We start from the raw sequence: 20037 nt of genomic DNA on the forward strand, positions 1-20037 counted from the left end.
TCAGGACTCTCCAAGCCAGAATGTATCCGGCATGTAGACACCGAAATAAGCGGTCGGGTCGTAGCCGTAGAGCGCCTTGTCAGGCAGATTGCGCAGCCGCGAGGACGCCAAAACCGGCTGATGCGTTCCGTTCACGGTGCCGATCGAAAACACCTGATCGGTGTAGATCGACAGCATCGAATTCCAGATTTCGGCGCGCTCCGTGGTTTCGGTCGATGCGTTCCAGCGCTTGAGTAAAGCCATCAGCTCGACCACAGGCGGAAGATCGGGCGCCTCACCGACCTTGCCCTGAGACAAGTAGTGAGCACCCCAGAGCGGCCATTGCAGCTGGTCGTCGATGGTGGGGGCCAGCTGGTACGGGTTCATGTCGGCGGTCGGCACGCCATTGTCTATGCCCGACCACATCGACATCATGATCTGGCCGCCAAGCGCACGGCTGCGGAAGATGTCGCGCTGCGAAGTCCGGATAAACAGGGCGATGCCGATCTTGCGCCAGTGATCGGTGATGAGTTCGAGCGCGTCGGTTTCCAGCGTGCTTTCGCCGGCCGTTTCCACTATGATCTGCGCCGGGCGTCCATCGGGAAGTATCCGGAGGCCGTCATCGTCACCCGGCTGAAGCCCGGCCTCGTCGAGCAGGGCATTGGCCTGGTCGGGATCATGGGCGACCCAGGCTTTCGCGAATTCCGGCCGGTAGAGCGGGCTCTCCGGCAGGACCGTATCGGCACTTTCCTGCGCCAATCCATAGAACACGGCCAAATTGATCTCGCGCCTGTCCACAGCGAGCGAAAGGGCGCGGCGCACGCGTACGTCACGAAGAAGGCCACGCCACACCTGGTCGGAACAATTCAGATTGGGCAGCAGCGCCAGCCGCGAACCCTGTGTGCGTTTCCAGAGATGCATCTTCACCGGGTAGCGCTTCTCCGCATCCTTCAGGAAGGAGTAATCGCTGAAGTCAATTCCCATGCTCTGCAGGTCGCTCTCGCCCGCACCGGACTTGGCGGAAATGATCGCCGACGAGCTGACATTCATGACGATCCGGTCAACATAGGGCAGTTGCCGGCCATTCTCGTCTATTCGATGAAAGAACGGGTTCCGCTCGAAGACGAATTGCTCGGCCGGCGGCTTGGTCCGGTTCTGCCAGGGATCGAGCGTCGGCAGTTCCGGGTTCTCCGGGCGATACTGCCGCGACATGCGGATATGCAGGAGCGTCCATTTCCGGGCCCGATTCTCCTTCATTAAGCCGGCGAGCCGGGATGGATCCTGGTATTTCTTGTGGAACTGCTTGAGATAGGCGGCCGGCAGAACAAGCGATAGCGGCGAAGCAGCAGCAAGCTTGGGCAGGAAATCGGGATTGGGCGCATCCCAACTGTAGCGGACCGTCGACGGATCGATGATCTCGAAGCGTGGCGGCTTGCCGTCCGCCAGCAGGGTCGGGGCAAGCCCGCCTTGCGAAAGCTCATCGTTCAGCCAGACATCTTCCCAGCAATAGCGAAAATCCTCCGGCGTCAGCAGGCTACCGTCAGACCATTTATGCCCTTCCCGAATCTTGAATGTGAAGACGCGATCATCCGCTACGGCGAAATTTTCGAGAATGTCGGGTTGCAAGTTAAGCTTTTCGTCATAGCCGACCAAGCGAGCATACCCGTAGATCGTCATCATCCGGATATCTTTCTGGCTGCCGATGATCGTGCGCAGCGTGCCGCCATACTGGCCGGGCTGCCGGCCCATCGCGGCCAGGTTCAACACGCGCGGGCTCTTGGGCAAGCGTTCCGCGAGTGCCGGCAGCGCCCTGGCCTTCAGCTGCGGCTGAAGAAATTCCGGCTCCAGATCGCCGGCCCGCGACGTGCCCGGCAGAAATGCCGAAGCCATAAGTCCAAGGACGGTGCGCCGGCTGATCAATGGCGTAACTCGCTGACATCGGCCGTACGCCGGGCCAGCACCAGGTGGCCGCCGCCAAGTTCGAGCGGCGACAGCATATCCTCGTCGCCCTCGTCGCGGAATTGCGGTCCCCATGCGGTGGTGTCGGAAGCGCCGCTGAGCTTCAGCGTCTTGAAGTCCATTGGCCTGTCGAGATCGGGGAAAGGTACTGCGGCGACCAGTGAGCGCGTGTAGGGGTGGACCGGTTTCCTAAGCAGAATTTCGCGCGGCGCGAGTTCGACGATACGCCCGCCGCACATGACAGCGATGCGGTCTGCCATGTAGTCCACCACCGCCAGGTTGTGGGATATGAACAGGAAGGTCAGGCCCAGTTCCTTCTGCAGGTCCTTCAGAAGGTTCAGGATCTGCGCCTGGACAGAGACATCGAGCGCCGAAACCGGCTCGTCGCAGATCAGGAGTTCAGGCCCCAGCGCCAACGCGCGCGCGATGCCGATACGCTGCCGCTGCCCGCCGGAGAAACTGTGCGGATAACGCTTGATGAAGCGCGGATCGAGCCCGATTGCCTGCATCAGGCTCTTGACCGTGGCGAGTCGGGACGCGGCGTTGCCACGTTGATGGATTTCCAGCGGCTCGCTCAAGATGTTCTCCACCGTCATGCGAGGTGAAAGCGACGAAACCGGATCCTGGAACACCATCTGGAATTTCGCGCGCAGCATGCGCAGGGCGTCTCCCTCGGCTTCCAAGACGTCGATCGGACCATCGCGGCCGTTGAAGATCACAGAGCCGCCGCTAGGGGTGACCGCCCGCATGAGGATCTTGCTGACAGTGGTTTTGCCGGAGCCGCTTTCGCCGACAAGACCCAGGCATTCACCCCGCCTGATATCGAAGCTCACGCCGTCCACGGCGCGAACAGAGGCTTGATGATCTCCGCCGAACCATCCGGACTTGCGGATGGTGAAGGTCTTTGTCAGATCCCTGACCGACAGCAGGATGTCGTCCGGCCCCTTCGATGCCGGCGCCGTCTGCTTGCCGAGCAGATTCCCGACATTCACCGGCACCTCGCGGAGCGCCTTTAGCCTTTCGCCAGGCTTCAGGTCGAAATGCGGAACAGCTGCCATCAGGCCCTTCAGGTAAGGGTGGCCTGGCCGGCGGAATATCGCCTCGACAGGTCCCGCTTCCATGATCTCGCCATGGTAAATGACCACCACCTCGTCGGCGACATTGGCGACCACGCCAAGGTCGTGCGTGATCAGCAGCATCGCCATGTTCAGCTTGGTCTGAAGCTCGCGCAACAATTGAAGGATTTGCGCCTGGATGGTGACGTCCAACGCCGTCGTCGGCTCGTCGGCGATCAATAGGGCGGGCCGGCAGATAAGCGCCATGGCGATCATGGCGCGTTGACGCAATCCTCCCGAAAGTTCGAAGGGATACATGTCATAGGCGCGCTTGGGATTGGGAAAGCCGACAAGGCCGAGCATTTCCTCGGTCCGCGCCTTGCGCTCCGCCCGGGCCATGGGCGTATGAATCTGCAGGGATTCGCTGACCTGATTGCCGATCGTGTGCAGCGGCGACAGCGATGTCATCGGCTCCTGAAAGATCTTGCCGATGCGGCTGCCTCTCAACGCTCGGATATCGGGGCCGTCACGCGGCATCTGCAGGATATCCTGCGTCGTGCCGGGCTTTTCAGGATCGGAAAACAGGATACGGCCGCGAACATGGGCCGTCTTCGGCAAAATGCCCATCACTGCTTGGCTTATAACCGATTTTCCGGAACCGGACTCGCCTACAAGCGCGGTAACCTTGCCGGGCAGGACGCGAAGATTTGCACGCCTGACGGCATGCAACGGTCCTCCGACAATGGCAAAAGAGACGCCAACATCCTCGATCCGCAGCAGATCAAAACCCGAATTCATTTTCACACCAGCCCCACTCTGGCAGCCTGCCGGGCGGCAGGCCTAGAAAGCGAGACTAGCGCATTGCCAGCCTAGAGCAACTTGGATTCGAATCGGTCGCCAGTTCCGTGGCGGAACCGGCGTCCGGACTGCATACCAAGGCGTTCGGATCAGATCGTGGCGGTTACTGGAGCTTCCTCGGGTCGCCCACCGACAGCCGCGCGGCATCGCGATGAAGCAGCATGACCTGTTCGGCGTCGGATATTCGGTCGTAAATCGGCTCCAGCGTGCCGTCTTCATCGATTGCGAGAGCACCCGACAGATCGGGTGAAAGCACCGTCAGCTTCTGCTTGATACCCGCCAGTCCTTCCTTGCCGAGCGTCAGCCAGCTGTTGGCGCCGCAATAGCCGGCGAAGTCCTTACTGGCGAGAACGCTGTGCGGATATTTCTTGGTCAGGGTCTGGAGGCGCTGGACCTCGTTTACAGCCGAGCCGAAGACAGAGAATGTTAGCCGGTCGGTAAGTCCGACATTGCCGAACATCACATTGCCGACATGCAAGCCGATACCAAAGTTTATGTCGGCCAACCCCTGCTCCTTTCTGCGCAGATTGAGATCCATCATGCGCGCGGTGGCCTTGTGCGCTGCCGCAAGAGCAGCTTGGCAGGCAATCTCGGACTGCGAGCGGTGCCTCTCGCAAGGGTAGACGGCAATGAAGCCATCCCCCATGAAACTCATGATCTGCCCGCCTCTGCGATTGAAAGGGGCGGCAATGGCATCGAAAAACTGGTTCAGCGTATCGATGTAGATTTCATGGCCGGAAGTTTCGGCAAGCCTTGTCGACCCGCGCATATCGGCCATGACCAGTGCGGCCCGGATTGTGTCGCCCTCGCCGCGCTTGATCTGGCCATCCAGCACCCGCCTGCCGGCGTCGCCGCCGAGATAAGTGGTCATCATGTTGTCGGCCAGCTTGGTGAGCACCGCCATCTTGGTTGCGATAGCGAGATGGTTCTGGATGCGCAGCAGCGCTGAAATCATGCTGTCGCTGAAGCCTGAAGCACTGTCGGTGGACCAGGACCCGATCATGCCCTGACTGGTATTGCCGCTGAAGGGATGGACGAAAGCCATGTAATCGGTCACGCCCATAAGCCTGAGTTCATCGAAGATAGGAAATTCCGATGGGCCCGACGGGTCGAGCCGGCGCCGCAGATGGTCGAGCTTGTTGCTGAGCAGATGGTAGTATGGGCTGGTCAGGAATCTGTCAGAATGAACGCCGTTCTCTTTGCGGAAGCCTTCCACTTCCATGCCCTGGCCGCGAAGCCAGGTGAAGCCAAGCGCGTCATAAAGCGGATGAAGCATCGAAAAGCTCAAATGCACCCGCTTCAGCGGCAGGCCGGCAGCAGCCAGCCGTTCACAAAAGCCCTTTACCAATGTTTCCAGGTCATTGCCCGCCAGCGCCGATTGGGTCAGCCAATCGGCAACCTTATCCATGAGAATGGTGGAAATTTCTGCTTGCGCTGTGCTCATGCTATCTTGAGACCCGTCGAAGACGAGCCATTCTCCTTTGATCCGCCACAACACGGTCCGCTAACGACCCCAGAGATAAGACCCTCGAAGTCAATAATGCCCTTCGCCGGCAAAAGCCGGCGAAGGGGCATTATGTGGCGAGGCTGCCGGCGGAGTGCAATCACGATCCTGACATCAGGCAAAAAATTCGCCGGCTCAGACGCCGTCAGGCCTTCACCACCGTCTCTCGGGCTAGCCCGAGCCGGCCAAAAACATTGCGTGTGTCGACGATCAGAAGAGCGTGATCAGCGATCGCCTGATAGTCGATCGCGTCGTGGTCGGTTGCAACGACGACAGCATCGAAATCCTTCAAGGCCGCCTCGGTCAATTCGACCGAGCGCCGCCCCTTGATCGCCATATGCTCCCGTGTGGTCGGGATCTCGGTAACATGCGGATCGTGGAATTCCGCCTTGCCGCCCCATTCCTCGATGAGTTCAATGAGCCGCAATGAAGGGCTTTCGCGGATGTCGGGCACATTCTTCTTATAGGCGAGCCCGATGATGAGAATGCGCGAGCGGCTGAGCGCCTTGCCGCAGCGCCGGTCCAGCGCCTTCGCCAGTTCATCGACCACATGACGCGGCATGGCCGTGTTGATCTCTGCCGCCAGCTCGATGAAGCGGGTCGGCAGTTCGTATTCGCGCGCCTTCCACGTCAGGTAGAAGGGATCGATCGGAACGCAGTGCCCGCCAAGTCCGGGGCCAGGATAGAAAGGCATGTAGCCGAAGGGCTTGCTCTTTGCCGCCTCGATCACCTCCCAGATGTCGATGCCCATCGCACCGAGCACGACCTTCAACTCGTTGACCAGGGCTATGTTGACCGAGCGGAAGATGTTTTCCGTCAGCTTGACCGCCTCGGCGGTCGCCGTGGTGGAAACCGGCACGACGGTCTTGACCACGCCCTGGTAGAAAGCCTGCACGAGTGTCGCCGCTTCAATGCCGTCGCCTGCCACGACCTTGGGGATCGTCGCGACTTCAAAGCTGCGGTTGCCGGGATCCTCGCGTTCGGGCGAGAAGCCGAGGAAGAAGTCTATCCTCGACTGCAAGCCGGTTTCTTCCAGTATGGGCTTGATCACGTCGTCGGTGGTGCCGGGATAAGTGGTCGATTCCAGCACGATCAGCTGGCCGAGACGCAGATGCTTCGCGATGGTGCCTGCCGTGTTCCTGACAAAGGAGAGGTCCGGCTCACGGTTTTTCGTCAGCGGTGTCGGAACGCAAATGATGATGACATCGCAGACGGCCAGTTCGGCAAAATCCGCAGTGGCGCGGAACCGTCCGCTCGCCACCTGGCCGGCAAGGGCTGTCGACGTCACCGCCTCAATATAGGATTGGCCGTTGTTCAGGCTCCCGACCTTCTGGGCTTCGATGTCGAAGCCGGAAACCGGGAAGCCGGCGCGTGCGATCGCAACCGCCAGCGGCAACCCGACATAACCCAATCCGATCACGCCGACTTGCGCTGCGCGTCGAAATCCGGTTCAGAAGACGGTCATATGTCGATCGTGAGCCGTCCAAAAATCTGCTTTCCGTCAATTCGGACAGGCCCGTCCGCTTCCATGGCGAGGCTCACCTGGTTCCCCAAGAACCCCGAGGCATATTGCGGAAAATCGATTTCCGCAAGCCGTCGTCAGGCAAGCCGTCGTCAGACCGGCACCTTCGCCTTCAGGCTTGCGGCAGCCATCGCATAGCCGCCGGCGGCGCCATCGATGAAATGAACGTGATCGCGCTGCAGCGGCGAGGCGACGAGGCATGTCATCAAGGCCGATTTCTGGCGGTGCAGGCCATAGTTGCAGATGCCCGCCTCTTCCGCCTGTTTCAGCCGGTCCTCGATCCGTTGCAACACATCCGCGTCAACGTCGATAGTCATCTTCAAGCCGTCGTCGAACTTTCGGAAATCCGAATTGCTGGCCACGTCGCGTTTGTAGATCTTCGGATCGAAACTGCCGATCGTCCAGCCATATCTATCGGTGACAGCCGTAAGCGTCAGCTGGAGCAATATCCACAGCTTCGACAGCCACCGCCATCCTGCCGGCGCCATGGCCCGCGCCTCGATATCGAGGCCGGCGGGCGAAAAACTGTAGTCCGGCCCGTCCACCGGCAACGGGTGGCCATCGCGTTCCTGCCCGCCGGCAAGGGCGATGATGTCGGAAGCCAGAAACTGAAAACCGCGCAAGTCGCGTGACGGCCCCGGTATGGCTATGATCGAGACGATTTCGCCATGCCGGGCTTCGATCGGGTTCCAGCGGCAGGAGAGGCCGGTCAGATCCGGCCGCGTGCCGGCCGGCGCAGGATCGATGCGGTAGCGCCCCGCTTTCATCTCGGCTTCCGCCCAACTGCCGCCGCCGCCGGCGAACATGGCATAAAAGACCGCTTCGGAGGCCCGGAACCTCGCCACGCGAACGTCGAGGCCTTGCGCTCTTATATCCTTTATCGGCACGATTGCGGCACGCAAGGTCAGGTCCAGTTCGTCCGCCACCCATCTCTGGACAGCCGCCAGCGCGCTCCGGGTGATCTCCAGCGCCGAGCCGGGAAACGCCACGAGCGCGCCGTCGCCGCCGAAGACAAAGGGAAGATCTTGCCGACCCAGCGCATTGAGCAGCGCCGAAATGACGCTGGCGCCGGCCATATTGACGGTTTTATAGCGCCCAGCCTCAATCGCCTTGGTCGAGCCGACGATGTCGGCGGTGGCCAGCGCCCAGCCATCCGGGAGAGGCCGATAGTTATCGATATCGGCAACGCTTTCGAATTTTGCGAAAACCGGCAAAGAAGCGACAAACGGGTCGGACGCGGCAGCTGTTTCCATGAGCATCAGATAGCACATTCCACTGCTTGAAGGTGAAGTCGATCATGCTTCGAAATTGACTTGCGCAGGCTTTCCGATGATAGGGTTCGGCGATGCGAATTGCCTTCTACGCGCCGCTGAAGCCGCCCAATCATCCCGTCGCCTCCGGCGACCGCCAGATGGCACGGATGCTGGTCAAGGCGCTGGAGCATGGAGGGCATAGCGTCGAACTAGCATCCGAATTGCGCTTCTATCTACGCGAACCGGAGTCGAAAAGTTTCGATGCGCTCAAGATCCAGGCCCGAGAGGAAGCCGCGCGGCTGACAGTGCTTTGGGATCGTGACGGCAAGCCCGATCTCTGGTTCTCCTATCATCCCTACTACAAGGCGCCCGACCTGATCGGACCCGAGCTGGCGTCGGCCTTTGCTATCCCCTATGTGACAGCGGAAGCCTCCTATTCGAGGCGGCGCAACGCAGGGTTGTGGGCCGATACGCAAGCGTTGGTGGCGCGAGCCGTCGAACAGGCAGCGCTGAACATCTGCTTCACGCAAAGGGATCGTCAGGGACTGACAGATGCGATTCCCGACGCCGCTCTCCGTATGCTTTCGCCCTTCATCGACACATCCGTATTCCGGGAAATGCCGGCACGGGGTTGCCCGACGCGCCTCGTTACCGTCGCCATGATGCGCCCGGGCGACAAAGTCGAAAGCTATCGCATGCTGGCGCAGGCGCTCGGTCAGATTGGCCACCTCCCCTGGACCATGTCGGTCGTCGGGGATGGGCCTGCCCGTGACGAGGTCAAAGCGCAATTCGCCGGCTTGCCCGCCGACCGTATCGAATGGCTTGGCGCGATTGAGCCAGCCGCCGTGCCGGATGTCCTCTACAGTGGGGGAATTTACGTCTGGCCGGGGTACGGCGAGGCCTATGGCGTTGCCTATCTTGAAGCACAGGCCGCCGGCCTTCCGGTGGTGGCTCAGGACATCGCCGGCGTGCCGGAGGTCGTGCGGGATGGCCAGACCGGGTTTCTCACCCCACCGGGCGATGTGGCGGCATTCGCTTCTACCATTGAAGGGCTTCTCGCCCGTACCGACGAAAGAACCGTCATGGCGGCGGAAGCCAGACGTTTTATCCTCGAAGAACGCTCCCTCGGTGTTGCAGCGGCGCGTCTGGCCGAACTTCTTGCGAAGATCCCGGTTTCATGACATCCGATCAGATCTGGCAGCCCTTGGTGGAAGAACTGGCGTGTCGGCAACGGACGAACCGTAAGGCAGAGTTCTGGCTGCGCGACGACGACGCCGTGGATCCGACGCCCGCGCTTGATCGGCTGCTCGACCTCACCGGTGATTTCGCGGTTCCGGTCACTCTGGCCGTCATTCCAGCCCTGACTGATGAGAAGCTTGTCGTTCGGCTTGGCGAGGCGCCGCACGCCGCGGTCGCCATCCATGGCTGGGCGCACCGAAATCATGCGCCCGAGCACCAGAAAAAGCAGGAGCTCGGCGCGCATCGGCCACGCGAGGCGGTGCTCGATGATCTGGCTCGTGGGCTGTCGCACGTAACCGGCCTGCACGGCGCACGTGCCGTTCCGATGCTGGTGCCGCCCTGGAACAGGATCGACGCCGGCTTGGTATCCGACCTTGGATCGATAGGATTTGCCGCATTGTCGGTCTATGGGCCGCCGAAGCCGGCTCCACTGGCGGTCATCAACAGCAATGTCGACATCATGGATTGGCACGGCACGCGCGGCTGCCGCGATCATGGCCTATTGGTTCAGGCTATCATCGCGCAATTGCAGCATGCATTCGACGGCGGCGAACCGGTCGGCCTGCTCACCCACCATCTCGTACATGATGAATCGGCCTGGCTCTTCCTCGAACGGCTGTTCGCAGTCACCGCACAGACTGAAGCCTGCGCATGGCTTCCGATCAGGACATTGATCGGGCGCAGCGCCGGTAGAGGAAAATAGCTCAGCGCTTTTTGCGCAATGAGACTGGAAATTTGAGCGTTTGGCCATCCCGCGCGGCAAAAGCGCCGGTAAACCTGTTTTTGGCCAGTTTCTCGATCTCGTCCAGTTCCGCGTCGGTCCGTGTCGGATCGTGGTGAAACAGCGCAAGCCCCCGCACGCCGGCCGCCTCACAAAGCTTGACGCCCTGTTGCCATGTCGAGTGCCCGTAACCGCGGCGGCGTTCCATTTCCTCCTCGGTGTAGGTGCAATCGTAAATGACGAGGTCGGCGTCTTCGATCAGGCCGAGCACCGCCTGATCGAGTTTGTCCGGTTCGTGCTCAGTGTCTGTGATCACCGCCACGACGCGGCCGCCCCATTCGACCCGGTAGCCTATGCAGCCGCCCGGATGGATAAGACTGCCGGTTCGGACCACCACCCCTTCGCGCGGCCGAAGCACGTCTCCGGATACGAAATCGCGATAGTCGAGGCTTGCCTTACAGATCTCCAGCTTCACCGGAAACCACGGCGGCCGCATGAACTCATCGACCATCTGCCGGGTCGTCATGTGTCCTGCAAGATGCCCGGACCAAAGCGTAACCTTGACGCTCCGGTCATAGATCGGCGCAAAAGACGGCAGCCCGATGATGTGATCGTAATGGCAATGGGTGAAAAGCAGGTCGAAATCGGTCACGGCCAAGGCCTGAAGCGCCGCGCCGGCAGGCCGTAGGCCAGAGCCTGCGTCGAACAGAAGCGTATGCTTACCGCAGCGCATCTCAATGCAGATTGTGTTGCCGCCATAGCGACAGAATTCTGGCCCTGATACCGAAATGCTGCCGCGCACACCCCAAAACCTGACCAGGAAAACGTCGTCGTCCATGCTACCCCTTCGACCATCTTAGCCAAACAACTGCTGCTAGGCGAGAAAGGCTTTCTCCGGGCGACCTTCTCAGCAAGAGGACAGTGCCATCACGACGGCGAGGGTCGAGCGCACGTCATTCGCTATTTGGCGCTTCGTGCGTCGATCAGATCCGCGGTCGTATGGCTTAGACGATCGGCAAGAACCCGCAATATCTCGATGGTCATTTCCGGGAACTCACTCATAAGCCTCAAGAAATGATCTTTGCGGATTCTCAAGACTTCCAGCGGACTTGCCGCTCTGACGGTGGCAGTGCGGGAGCTGTTGCACAATATGGCAATCTCGCCAACAATCGAATTTGGCTCCAGTTCGGCAACTTTTATCGGTCCGCTGTCGGAATCGACCAGAATATCCGCCCTGCCTGAAAGGATGACATAGGCGGCGTCTCCCTCGTCGCCCTGCCGGAAAAGGATCTGACCGGCGCTGTAGCTCACACGATCGGATGTGAAGGCAAGCAGCTTGAGCTTTGTCGGCTCGATGGCAGAGAACAAGGGAACGCGTTGCAGCATTCCAACTTCATCCTTGAGCAGCATTGTCGCAAACCTTCCCAAAATTCGCGTTTGCCAGACTAGAGCAACGGACGCCCAGATGGAATTCTGTTTCCGGAATGGCGAGACGAACCACGCGAAGCGATCGGGCGATGCCGCCTGGCAAAATGGGTATCCGCCAGCCGAAAACCCGAAGAGCCGGGTGAATTTGCGGCAACTCCTTCGGGTTTCGGCGCGGATGTGGTCTCGCTACGCCCGTCGTCGAATCCCTTGACCTTGCAGTAAATTCCCACCGGCAGAATGATTCCATCTGAATGTCCGTTGCTCTATGACAACAGTTCCTTGAAGATACCGTTCCCTGCCAAAAGTGTCTCGGGTGTTCCGTCTTCCACCAATTTGCCCATGTCGAAGACGATAACGCGATCGAACATCATCCCCATCGCCGGATTCGTCACGACCCACACAATTGCCGGCGAATGGGCGTCGCGCCTGGCTTCCTCGAGCACGTTTCGCAGCACCTTATCCTGCATGCGCTGGTCGAGCGCCGACAGCGGCCGGTTCAGAATGAGAAAATCGGGACGCTTGAGCAGGGCCCGGGCAACATCGAGCTTCTGTCGCTGTCCACTGGTCAGCCGCCTGCCGCCGGAGCCGACATTGAAGTCCAGGCCGACATCCAGAAGTTCGGCATAAAGCCCAAGTTCGTCAAGAATGTCATAGACGATGGAGCGTATGCGGTCCGGCGCGTCGGGATGGTTTTTGCCCACACGCCCGAACAGGACATTATCCATGACGGTGGCCGCGGCAATGTATTTGGCAGGATCATACCGTTCGATCGCATTTTGCAGCTCGGGCGGCAGGTTTTCATAGAACAGGTTGCGTGCAGCGACGATCTTGCTCATCAGTTCGTCGCTCAGCAGGCCGAAGCGGTGCCGGGGCTCAATATAGGCAAAGCTCAAGGTGACGATCATGGCGCGGTCGTTCTCCGAAACCGCCTCGTGGGGACGGTTCTTGAGCCGTTGCAGCAAGGTTTCGTAGGTGGGTATCTCCTCGGCGCTCATGAAGGTGAGCTGCTGGAAGAACTGGTGATCGGCCGGCAGGTCGGCAAACAGTTCGATCGCCTGTTCGGCGATCTCCATGCCCATTTCGTAGAGCGTGCGGTCGAGGCCGGCTTGCCTCAGCACAGAAGCAAAATAGGGATTGGCCGCCAGTGCCCTGTCGGCCAGTTCGGGGCCGGCGGCAGCGCCGAAGAGCAGGTTTTGGCCGATCGTTGCTTCCTTGTTGTAGGCGCCCGGTTCGAAAGGAACCACCAGTCCGCTCAGCCCCTCGTGTTCCAGCCGGGTTCGCAGCGCCGCACGCAGTTCAACGATCCGCCTGGCAAGCTCGGTGTGACGCGTGAGGTCGGCCGAAGAGCGCAAGCCAAGATCCAGAATGTCGCGCGATAGAACAACCGCGTCGAGCACCCGGCGCACGGCTTCAAAGAGGTCGTGCGGGCCGGTAGCGCCGGCGGAAGCATAGTTGATCCAGTCGCTGTGGATATCAAGATCCGGATTGCCCGACAGGCGCGCCTCGTGCATGTTCCAGCGGTGCTGGTCTGCCGCAGCACCGTCATAAGGCACCGATGTCAGCGGCGCATGCTTCAACCCGTAGAGCAGGTTATCGCGTAGGCTTGCCTGGAACAGGAAAACATCCGACGAGGCATAGGACATGCGCCGGCCGGTCACTGCTTCGGGGAGTTCAAGCAGGTCGTCGGCGCCCGAAGCGACCCTTCCGCTGTCCGGCCAGTTCAGCCTCGCGAAGGCTTCTGCAAGCGCCTCGGCTCCACCTGTTGCGGTACTGACCAACGCCACCGTCTCACCCGGCTTGACCTGGAGGGAGACACGGTCGAGGAGCATTGCACCGCCATCATCCGCTATGGACAGATTGATCGCCGACAGGGGGTTGGTCATTGGATCGGGATCATCGATCGTCAATACCCCGATCCTCGGCGCAATGAGACGATCGACGGTGAATTGTTCAACGACCTGCTGATATTTGACCTGGACATCCTGCCGCGCCTGATCCCAGTCGATCAGTTCCTTCATCGGTCCGGGCAGGTCCTTGTAGGCGCCGATCACGGCCACGAGCTGACCGACGTCCAGCCGCCCCTGGATGACCAGATACCCGCCGATCATGTAGAACAGAAAGGGCGTGACCTGCGCGAGAAAATTGTTGAGGAACTTCACCATGAATTTCCATTGGTAAAGATCGAAGCGGATCTTGAAGATGAGTCCGAGCCGGGCAGCTATGTCGGCGCGCTCGTAGTTTGATGTGTCGTGGACGTGAACCGCGCCGATGCCGTCGACGATTTCGCCAACCCGGCCCGAAAGCGCGCGCGCCGTCAACTGCCGTTCGCGCCCGAGCACGATCAGCCGCCGCCGCATTCGCGGGATGAGCACGATTTGGATGGCCACGATCCCGGCCGCTATCATTCCGAGCCAGAAATTCTGGACCACGATGAACAGCATGGCCGTCAGCGCCTGGCCGCCGAGCAGCACCGGCTGCACGAAGGCATCGCCGATGAAGCCGCCCAGCGGCTCCACCTCGTCCTTCACCATGGTCGCCACTTCGGCGGATTTCACCCGCTTGAAGTAAAACGGCGGAAACCGCAGCACACGATCGACCAGATCGAAGCGGATACGCCGCAGCATGCGTTCGCCGAGGCGGCCCTTGTAGGTGTTGATGTAGAGTTTGAACAGGCCGTTGATAACGACTAGCAAGAGGAACACAAGGCTCAGGGCAAACAGCGTCGCCTCGCGGTCGAGCTGAAAACCGGAGAAGAACTGGACCTCTCCGATGAACGGTAGGTTATAGTGTAGCCTCATGAATGGCTGGGTCGCGCCCGGTTGCTCGAAGCCCCTACCTTGGATCGGGCCGTTGATGATCAGCTTCGGCAGGTCGAAGGACATGAAATACGGGATCATCGAAAGCACGACGATCATCAATATCCATAGCTGCTGCTTCTTGGTGTGAGTCCAGATATAGCGGGCTAGGCTGGGTTCCATATGCGGCTGTGGACCCTTCAGTTGGAAGGATGCAGGATGTAAAAGCACCTGCTGGCGAATGGCGTATCGGCAATTTCTTCGTCGCCAACGACAAGCTCGAAGCTGCAGTGCACGGAGATTGTCCTGCGCTCAACGATGGAAGGAACCTGCGAGGTGGCGCGATCCAGTTCCGGCGCATGGTCGATGACAACGACATAGGCATTGCTGATCAGCGAAGAAAGCAGCTGGCCAAACGGTTCGCGGCTTCCGTAGGGTTTTGGCGAATAGAAGAGCAGCACGAGGCCGCAGCTGCGCCGCTGGTGCTGGCGGATGGACGCCGATGGTCCGGACAGATGCAACAGGCTCTCTCCGGCACCGGGCAATGACGAAGCGGCTTGCAGCATAATCACGTCCGCGAATCAAACAGCCTTGCGGGAGGCAAGTTTGCGTTGTGTCGCCCGAAATCCAAACATACAAGACGAATATGATGGATGTCACGCAACCACGCAATGCCGGGCTGGACTGGCACGAGCAAGCCTTTGACCTCACGCGGGGAATTGCTGCCTATGTCAACTGCCCTCTGGTGGCAGGGCTGGCGCGCGTCATCACCAAGCATCCGAAGGCCGATATCGCCAACGCCTTCAACCACAAGCAGGTCGCCTGCAAGATGTGGGCGCTCGACAGGCTGTTCGAATGCTGCGGTGGCCGGTTCGGGCGCATATGGGTTCTGGGTGGATGGTACGGCGTATTGCCGGCAATGCTTTTCAACGACGCCCGCTTCGACATCGCGGCGGTCGATAGCATCGACATCGATCCCGAAGTCGCGGCGGTCGCCCGGACCCTCAACCGGGAAGCCGGCGACCGGTTCCGGGCGCTGACGGCAGATATGTACGCACTCGACTATACGGCCGGGCGGCCCGACCTGATGGTCAATACGAGCTGCGAACACATAGCCGATCTGCGCGCCTGGCTTGCTCTGCTTCCGCGGGGCGCGAATGTACTGCTGCAATCGAACGACTATTTCAGCGAGCCGACGCACATCAACTGCGCGGCTTCACTTGCAGCCTTCGAAGCAATGGCGGCGCTACGGGAGGTGCGGTTCTCCGGCGAACTGCCAACAAAAAATTATACGCGCTTCATGCTGATTGGAACTGTTTGATGCATTTCGCCCAAAAGCATGCCCTCGGGCCCGACCCGAGGGTGCGTAGCGGTTTTGGGACAACGAATGCATAAAAACAAGGACCTGAGCGCGTCGCGCGAATCTCAGACGCGACGCGCGTATGATCTATCGTCTGTTTGATCATGAACTTTTCCGAAACCGGGACCCACTTTTAGGGACCATGTTCGATACCGCTCGCGCAGGGTTTGCGCCGAGCGACGCGCGCCTTCCAGATCGAGACGATGCGCGGATGGGGTCGGTCCCACAAGCGCCTGTTCGATCGCTTGCGCCAAACCTTCAGGCGTTAGGTCCTTTTCCATCAGCACCGTTGCAAGACCGATTTCTTCGAGCATCAGGGCGCGAACCGTCTGTTCGGTTTCCCCGCCGGCTGCAAATGGAACGAGCAGGGAGCGACAACCCGCGCGCAGGACATCGCAGACCGTGTTGTAACCCGCCTGCGAGACTGACAGGCGGGCGCCGGTCAGCAGGCTGGCGAAATCCTCGCGGAACCGGAAGATGGACAGGACCGGCGTGGCATCGCGTGCGATCGCGTCAAACTCGTCTTTCGGCAGGTTTGGGCCGGTGATCAAACACCATTTCCAAGCGTTGTTGGCATTCCGCGCCGCTTTGATGGTGGAACTGACAAGGCTCTTTCCGGCAGCCCCGCCGCCAACCGACACCAGAACGTCGAAGCGCTCGGAGGCCGCGGGCGATGGCGACGCGGCAACGAGCCCTGTGTAGGTGACCTCGGCTTTGATCGCCCCAGCCAGTGGAAATGTCTTGTCGATGGTTGCGAAAGCCGGATCTCCATGGACCATAACAAGGTCGAAATGCCTGTTGATGAGATCGACCGTTTCCTCGTTTCGGCCCGGCTTGACGCGCTCCTGAAGGATATCACGAACGGATGTCGCCAGCAGCGGTCGGGGCGACGTCGCGTCGATGGCCTCGATCAGCGGCAGGAGTTCGAAACGCATCTGCCGGCGTCCAAATGGAAACGCCTCGACAATGACGATATCAGGCCTGCAATCCCCGAATGCCTGCAGCAGCATCTCTGAACGCCATTTCTTGAAATCATCGTCGATGGGTTTGCCCTGCAGGTCGACAAGTCCGGAAAATCCTTCATCACCGGAGGTGACTGGTGGCAGGGTTACAGATTTTACACCCGGTCCCGGAAACCCCGCGATCGGCGCTCCGCCGGTCACGACGGTTACGTCAAACCCGTCATCGACCAGAGCCGCCGCAATGCGGCTGGCGCGCGCGAGATGGCCGATACCGAGCAGGTGCTGGACATAGAAGAAAGCGCGCAGCCGCTTCATTCGGCGGCCCGCCACTCCCGCTCGAACAGTTCCTTGAGCTGTCCAATGCTTGCCATATGATCGAAATTGCCGCGCACGCGCCGCTCTGCGGCGTCGCCGAGACGGGCGCGCAGCACGGGATCACGGATCAGGCGCTCCAGCGCCTGCGCCAGGGCAATTGGGTCTTCCGTCGGAACCAGCAGCCCGGTTTCATCCGGCGATAAAAGCTCCGGCACGCCGGAAATATCGGTCGACACGCAGGCAAGCCGCTGGCTAGCCGCCTCCACCAGAACATTCGGCAGACCGTCCCGGTCGCCATTTGCGGTGATCCTGCAGGCCAGGGCGAAGATGTCGGCGCAGCGGTAGTGCTCAAGCACCTCCTCCTGCGCAAGCGCGCCTTTCCAAGAGACGCGACCATCCAGTCCGAGCTTTTGCGCCAACGCCTTGAACCGTTCCAGTTCCTCGCCGCCGCCGATATGCTCGAAACGCCACGCCAAATCACCAGGCAAGAGGGCAAGGGCCTCCAGCAAGGTATCGTAACCTTTCTTTTCAACGGCGCGCCCGACACTCAGAACGATAACCGGTTCGTCCGGCGCCGAGCCGTCATGCTGTTTTCGCGCCTCGCCGAAACCGCCGAAGCGATCAAGGTCGAGCCCATGATAGCTCAGATGCACAGACGAATTGCCATTAGCGAGTTTTTTCAGACGGTCGAAGCCGGCTTTCGTGCAAGTGACCGTCCAGCGCGCCGAGGAAAGCTTGCCAGCCAGATCCCAGTCCGCCGAAGTCCAGATGTCCTTGGCATGGGCCGAGCAGCTCCAGGGCAGGCCACGAAGCTGGCTGGCATAGCGCGTCACCGATGCCGGTGTGTGCGCGAAATGTGCATGCAGCCAGCCCGCGTCTTCCGGCCATTCGGCCGCTAGCACGAGCGCTTGCCCGAAGCGGCGCGCGCGATTGCGCGTAAAGTCTCGGGGGATATCGATAGCCAGCAATCCGAGCGCGCGCCAGAAGCCCGGCCGCAGCAGATAAGCAAACAGCGAGCGAAACACGCGCAGCGGCTCTTCATGCAGATATTCCGGCAGATAATGGACGGGCGCTTTGATCTCGTCATGCACGGGGTGGCGTTTTGCGTCGGTCGGTCGCCTGAGCGCGACGAGAATCAGGTCGAACCCCGCACGCTCCAGACCGAGCAGTTCCTGCGCGATGAAGGTTTCCGACAGGCGCGGATAGCCCTTCAGAACCACGACGATCTTGCGATGTTGCAACTCAGTTCATGCCTTCAATGACCGAAAGGTGATGGCCGCCCCGCCGGTCGAGCAGTTCCGCGACGATTTCGGAAATGTGAGGCAGCCCTTCCAGCGTCAGATGCGGATGGCTCTGCGATGGGCCGGGCCGGTCCGGCAGCACCTCCAGTGCATTGGCAAACCGCTGCGAATCCTCGGCTTCTTCCGGCAAAAGCATCTCGATGAGGCCGAGTTCGGCTGCGCGCCGTGCTCGGATCAGTTGTTCCTCGCGGGGCTTGACGCGCGGCACGATCAGCGCCGGCTTGTCGAAAGACAGTATCTCGCAATAGGTGTTGTAACCGCCCATCGCAACGACTGCCTTGGCGCCGGCAATCAGCTCCTCCATGCGGTTGTCGAACTCGATGATCTTGATATAGGGGATCTTGGACCCCTTCTTGAGCAGCTTGTTGCGCTTGCGCGCCGGCATGTAAGGCCCAAGCACGATCAGCGCCCTATGCTGCAATTGCGGATCCTGCTGATAGGCATCGATGACGCTGTGGATCAGTTCGGCGCCGTCACCGCCGCCACCGGTGGTAATGAGAATATAGTCGCCCTCGGGGCGGTGGCCGGGCAACTCGTTCTTCTGCAGGCTCCGTTGCAGGAAACCGACGAACTTCATCTTTGCCCTGACAGCCGGCGGCACATCCAAGCCGGTCAACGGATCGTAGAAATCCGGCGGACCATAGATCCAGACCTTGTCGTAGAACAGGCCTATCTTGCGCATCACATCCCTGCGTGCCCACTCTGCTTCGAGCAGATGCGGTGCGTCCATCACCTCGCGCAGGCCAAGCACGAGCGTGGTACCCCGCGTCTTGAGGTAGGACAGCGTGTCCTCGATCTCACCGCGCAGGCCGAGCGGTTCCTTGTCGACGATGAAAACATCCGGCCGGAAGGTCTCGGCTGTGTGGCGGATGATCGACTGGCGCATCCTTAGCGTCTCATGCAGATCGATATCCTTTTCCAGCGAGGTGTATTCGCCGTTGCGCAACTTGATGACGCTGGGGATCTTCACGAAGTCGACACGGGCGCGGTAGTCGAAGGCGCCAGCGATAGTCGCACCCGAAATGATAAGCACCTGAAGTCCGCGGAAATCCTCGACCAGCGAATGCGCGATCGTCCGGCAGCGCTGCAAGTGGCCGAGCCCGAACGTGTCGTGGCTGTACATGAGAATTCGAGCGTTGTGTACGTGCTGGGTCATTGTTGAACGTCTTTTAGAATTCTCGGCTTGAGGACCATCGGCGACCCGCACGAAACCATCCTCGCGGGTCTACCGAGCTGTTTTGAAACATGAGGGCGCAATTTTCAATTTGTATTACCCGAGAGGGTCCATATGCAGAAGCTTGTCACGTGGTCCAGTAGAACCTGCATCATTTCACTGGTATTGACCATCTCGGATTCTCCCACACCGGAGGTCGACCGTGTGGTCACCGTGGCCTTCTTGCGGGAAACTTTACCGGACCTCTTTCCCGCCATGCGCCCCTACCTCTCACAGCCCAAGCGTATCTCGCGCCCAAATCCTAGAGGCGAATTGCAAACAGTCGAAGTTCCCGACCTTGCCAAGCGGCACGAGATAGGAAAAAGGCTCGTGCAGTTACACACCCAAGCCAGGCCCCGACGGTGCTTGTGGAGCGGAGATGTCCTCAAATGGCAAGGACAATATGCAAGGTGGTAGCGGGAGAGGCTACCATATATTCTTGTAAACGTTACAGAATTCTGTTTTTGTACCAACATTTATACCAGCAGGATGCCTCGTCCACAGCTTATTTTCGAGAACGGAGCGATATGCCAGATGCGTTGTGTTCCATCGAGCCATTCCCTTGCCGCCGCG

The 20037-nt window shown here is 60.2% G+C and carries 14 protein-coding genes and 1 pseudogene; 4 read left to right on the forward strand and 11 right to left on the reverse strand.

Annotated features, from left to right (window positions below; genetic code table 11):
- The 5 genes and pseudogenes from NMG80_RS21490 to NMG80_RS21510 all read right to left on the reverse strand — a co-directional run bounded on the left by NMG80_RS21490 (position 1) and on the right by NMG80_RS21510 (position 8130).
- Positions 1 to 1899, reverse strand: coding sequence for an ABC transporter substrate-binding protein (locus NMG80_RS21490; RefSeq protein ID WP_254019972.1), 1899 nt, complete (start codon positions 1897 to 1899; stop codon positions 1 to 3).
- Positions 1896 to 3791 (reverse strand): ABC transporter ATP-binding protein, encoded by a 1896-nt coding sequence (locus NMG80_RS21495; RefSeq protein ID WP_254019973.1) that lies wholly within the window; start codon positions 3789 to 3791, stop codon positions 1896 to 1898. The genes NMG80_RS21490 and NMG80_RS21495 overlap by 4 nt, the downstream gene beginning before the upstream one ends.
- Positions 3792 to 3954: 163 nt before the next feature.
- Complete coding sequence (locus tag NMG80_RS21500; RefSeq protein ID WP_254019974.1) at positions 3955 to 5295, reverse strand: adenylate/guanylate cyclase domain-containing protein; 1341 nt, start codon at positions 5293 to 5295, stop codon at positions 3955 to 3957.
- A 205-nt stretch (positions 5296 to 5500) separates the two neighbouring features.
- Positions 5501 to 6842, reverse strand: a pseudogene (locus NMG80_RS21505) (nucleotide sugar dehydrogenase).
- A 127-nt stretch (positions 6843 to 6969) separates the two neighbouring features.
- Positions 6970 to 8130, reverse strand: coding sequence for a DUF3095 domain-containing protein (locus tag NMG80_RS21510; RefSeq protein ID WP_254019987.1), 1161 nt, complete (start codon positions 8128 to 8130; stop codon positions 6970 to 6972).
- Positions 8131 to 8222: 92 nt separating this feature from the next.
- Between NMG80_RS21510 and NMG80_RS21515 the strand changes: the two genes are divergently transcribed.
- Together NMG80_RS21515 and NMG80_RS21520 are read left to right on the forward strand one after the other, a co-directional pair.
- Positions 8223 to 9311, forward strand: coding sequence for a glycosyltransferase family 4 protein (locus tag NMG80_RS21515; protein ID WP_254019976.1), 1089 nt, complete (start codon positions 8223 to 8225; stop codon positions 9309 to 9311).
- Positions 9308 to 10072 (forward strand): polysaccharide deacetylase family protein, encoded by a 765-nt coding sequence (locus NMG80_RS21520; RefSeq protein WP_254019977.1) that lies wholly within the window; start codon positions 9308 to 9310, stop codon positions 10070 to 10072. Before NMG80_RS21515 ends, NMG80_RS21520 begins: the two co-directional genes overlap by 4 nt.
- Before the next feature lies 1 nt (position 10073).
- Here NMG80_RS21520 and NMG80_RS21525 read toward each other — a convergent pair whose 3' ends face one another.
- The 3 genes from NMG80_RS21525 to NMG80_RS21535 form a co-directional block, all read right to left on the reverse strand.
- Positions 10074 to 10928 (reverse strand): MBL fold metallo-hydrolase, encoded by an 855-nt coding sequence (locus NMG80_RS21525; protein ID WP_254019978.1) that lies wholly within the window; start codon positions 10926 to 10928, stop codon positions 10074 to 10076.
- A gap of 122 nt (positions 10929 to 11050) precedes the next feature.
- Positions 11051 to 11500 (reverse strand): cyclic nucleotide-binding domain-containing protein, encoded by a 450-nt coding sequence (locus NMG80_RS21530; protein WP_254019979.1) that lies wholly within the window; start codon positions 11498 to 11500, stop codon positions 11051 to 11053.
- A gap of 281 nt (positions 11501 to 11781) precedes the next feature.
- The gene (locus NMG80_RS21535; RefSeq protein WP_254019980.1) at positions 11782 to 14496 is read right to left on the reverse strand and encodes an ABC transporter transmembrane domain-containing protein; all 2715 of its coding nucleotides are present in this window, start codon (positions 14494 to 14496) and stop codon (positions 11782 to 11784) included.
- A 29-nt stretch (positions 14497 to 14525) separates the two neighbouring features.
- Here NMG80_RS21535 and NMG80_RS21540 point away from each other — a divergent pair, with 29 nt between their 5' ends.
- Both NMG80_RS21540 and NMG80_RS21545 read left to right on the forward strand, forming a co-directional pair.
- A complete protein-coding gene (locus NMG80_RS21540; RefSeq protein WP_254019981.1) occupies positions 14526 to 14861 on the forward strand; it encodes a hypothetical protein in 336 nt (111 codons plus the stop codon).
- A gap of 98 nt (positions 14862 to 14959) precedes the next feature.
- A complete protein-coding gene (locus NMG80_RS21545; protein WP_436798648.1) occupies positions 14960 to 15634 on the forward strand; it encodes a class I SAM-dependent methyltransferase in 675 nt (224 codons plus the stop codon).
- 104 nt (positions 15635 to 15738) lie between these two features.
- On the opposite strand, the gene NMG80_RS21550 is transcribed toward NMG80_RS21545, so the two are convergent.
- Genes NMG80_RS21550 through NMG80_RS21560 form a run of 3 tightly spaced genes read right to left on the reverse strand, consistent with a single transcriptional unit; the run spans position 15739 to position 19407 of the window.
- Positions 15739 to 16950: a glycosyltransferase family protein gene (locus NMG80_RS21550; RefSeq protein WP_254019982.1), complete on the reverse strand. Its 1212-nt coding sequence runs from the start codon at positions 16948 to 16950 to the stop codon at positions 15739 to 15741.
- Entirely contained in the window at positions 16947 to 18191 is a 1245-nt protein-coding gene (locus NMG80_RS21555) for a glycosyltransferase (RefSeq protein ID WP_254019983.1), read from the reverse strand. Before NMG80_RS21555 ends, NMG80_RS21550 begins: the two co-directional genes overlap by 4 nt.
- A gap of 1 nt (position 18192) precedes the next feature.
- The gene (locus NMG80_RS21560; RefSeq protein ID WP_254019984.1) at positions 18193 to 19407 is read right to left on the reverse strand and encodes a glycosyltransferase family protein; all 1215 of its coding nucleotides are present in this window, start codon (positions 19405 to 19407) and stop codon (positions 18193 to 18195) included.
- Positions 19408 to 20037 lie beyond the last annotated feature (630 nt).

Origin of the sequence: Mesorhizobium escarrei (genome assembly GCF_935825525.1) — a bacterium.
Taxonomy (GTDB): Bacteria; Pseudomonadota; Alphaproteobacteria; order Rhizobiales; family Rhizobiaceae; genus Mesorhizobium; species Mesorhizobium escarrei.

Excerpts from the sequence above, each read along its gene's own strand:
- NMG80_RS21520 (WP_254019977.1), top strand. The coding sequence starts at position 9,308 with ATGACATCCGATCAGATCTGGCAGCCCTTGGTGGAAGAACTGGCGTGT.
- NMG80_RS21545 (WP_436798648.1), top strand. The coding sequence starts at position 14,960 with ATGATGGATGTCACGCAACCACGCAATGCCGGGCTGGACTGGCACGAG.
- NMG80_RS21495 (WP_254019973.1), bottom strand. The coding sequence starts at position 3,791 with ATGAATTCGGGTTTTGATCTGCTGCGGATCGAGGATGTTGGCGTCTCT.
- NMG80_RS21560 (WP_254019984.1), bottom strand. The coding sequence starts at position 19,407 with ATGACCCAGCACGTACACAACGCTCGAATTCTCATGTACAGCCACGAC.
- NMG80_RS21510 (WP_254019987.1), bottom strand. The coding sequence starts at position 8,130 with ATGGAAACAGCTGCCGCGTCCGACCCGTTTGTCGCTTCTTTGCCGGTT.
- NMG80_RS21500 (WP_254019974.1), bottom strand. The coding sequence starts at position 5,295 with ATGAGCACAGCGCAAGCAGAAATTTCCACCATTCTCATGGATAAGGTT.
- NMG80_RS21535 (WP_254019980.1), bottom strand. The coding sequence starts at position 14,496 with ATGGAACCCAGCCTAGCCCGCTATATCTGGACTCACACCAAGAAGCAG.
- NMG80_RS21525 (WP_254019978.1), bottom strand. The coding sequence starts at position 10,928 with ATGGACGACGACGTTTTCCTGGTCAGGTTTTGGGGTGTGCGCGGCAGC.
- NMG80_RS21550 (WP_254019982.1), bottom strand. The coding sequence starts at position 16,950 with ATGAAGCGGCTGCGCGCTTTCTTCTATGTCCAGCACCTGCTCGGTATC.
- NMG80_RS21540 (WP_254019981.1), top strand. The coding sequence starts at position 14,526 with ATGCAGGATGTAAAAGCACCTGCTGGCGAATGGCGTATCGGCAATTTC.
- NMG80_RS21530 (WP_254019979.1), bottom strand. The coding sequence starts at position 11,500 with ATGCTGCTCAAGGATGAAGTTGGAATGCTGCAACGCGTTCCCTTGTTC.
- NMG80_RS21515 (WP_254019976.1), top strand. The coding sequence starts at position 8,223 with ATGCGAATTGCCTTCTACGCGCCGCTGAAGCCGCCCAATCATCCCGTC.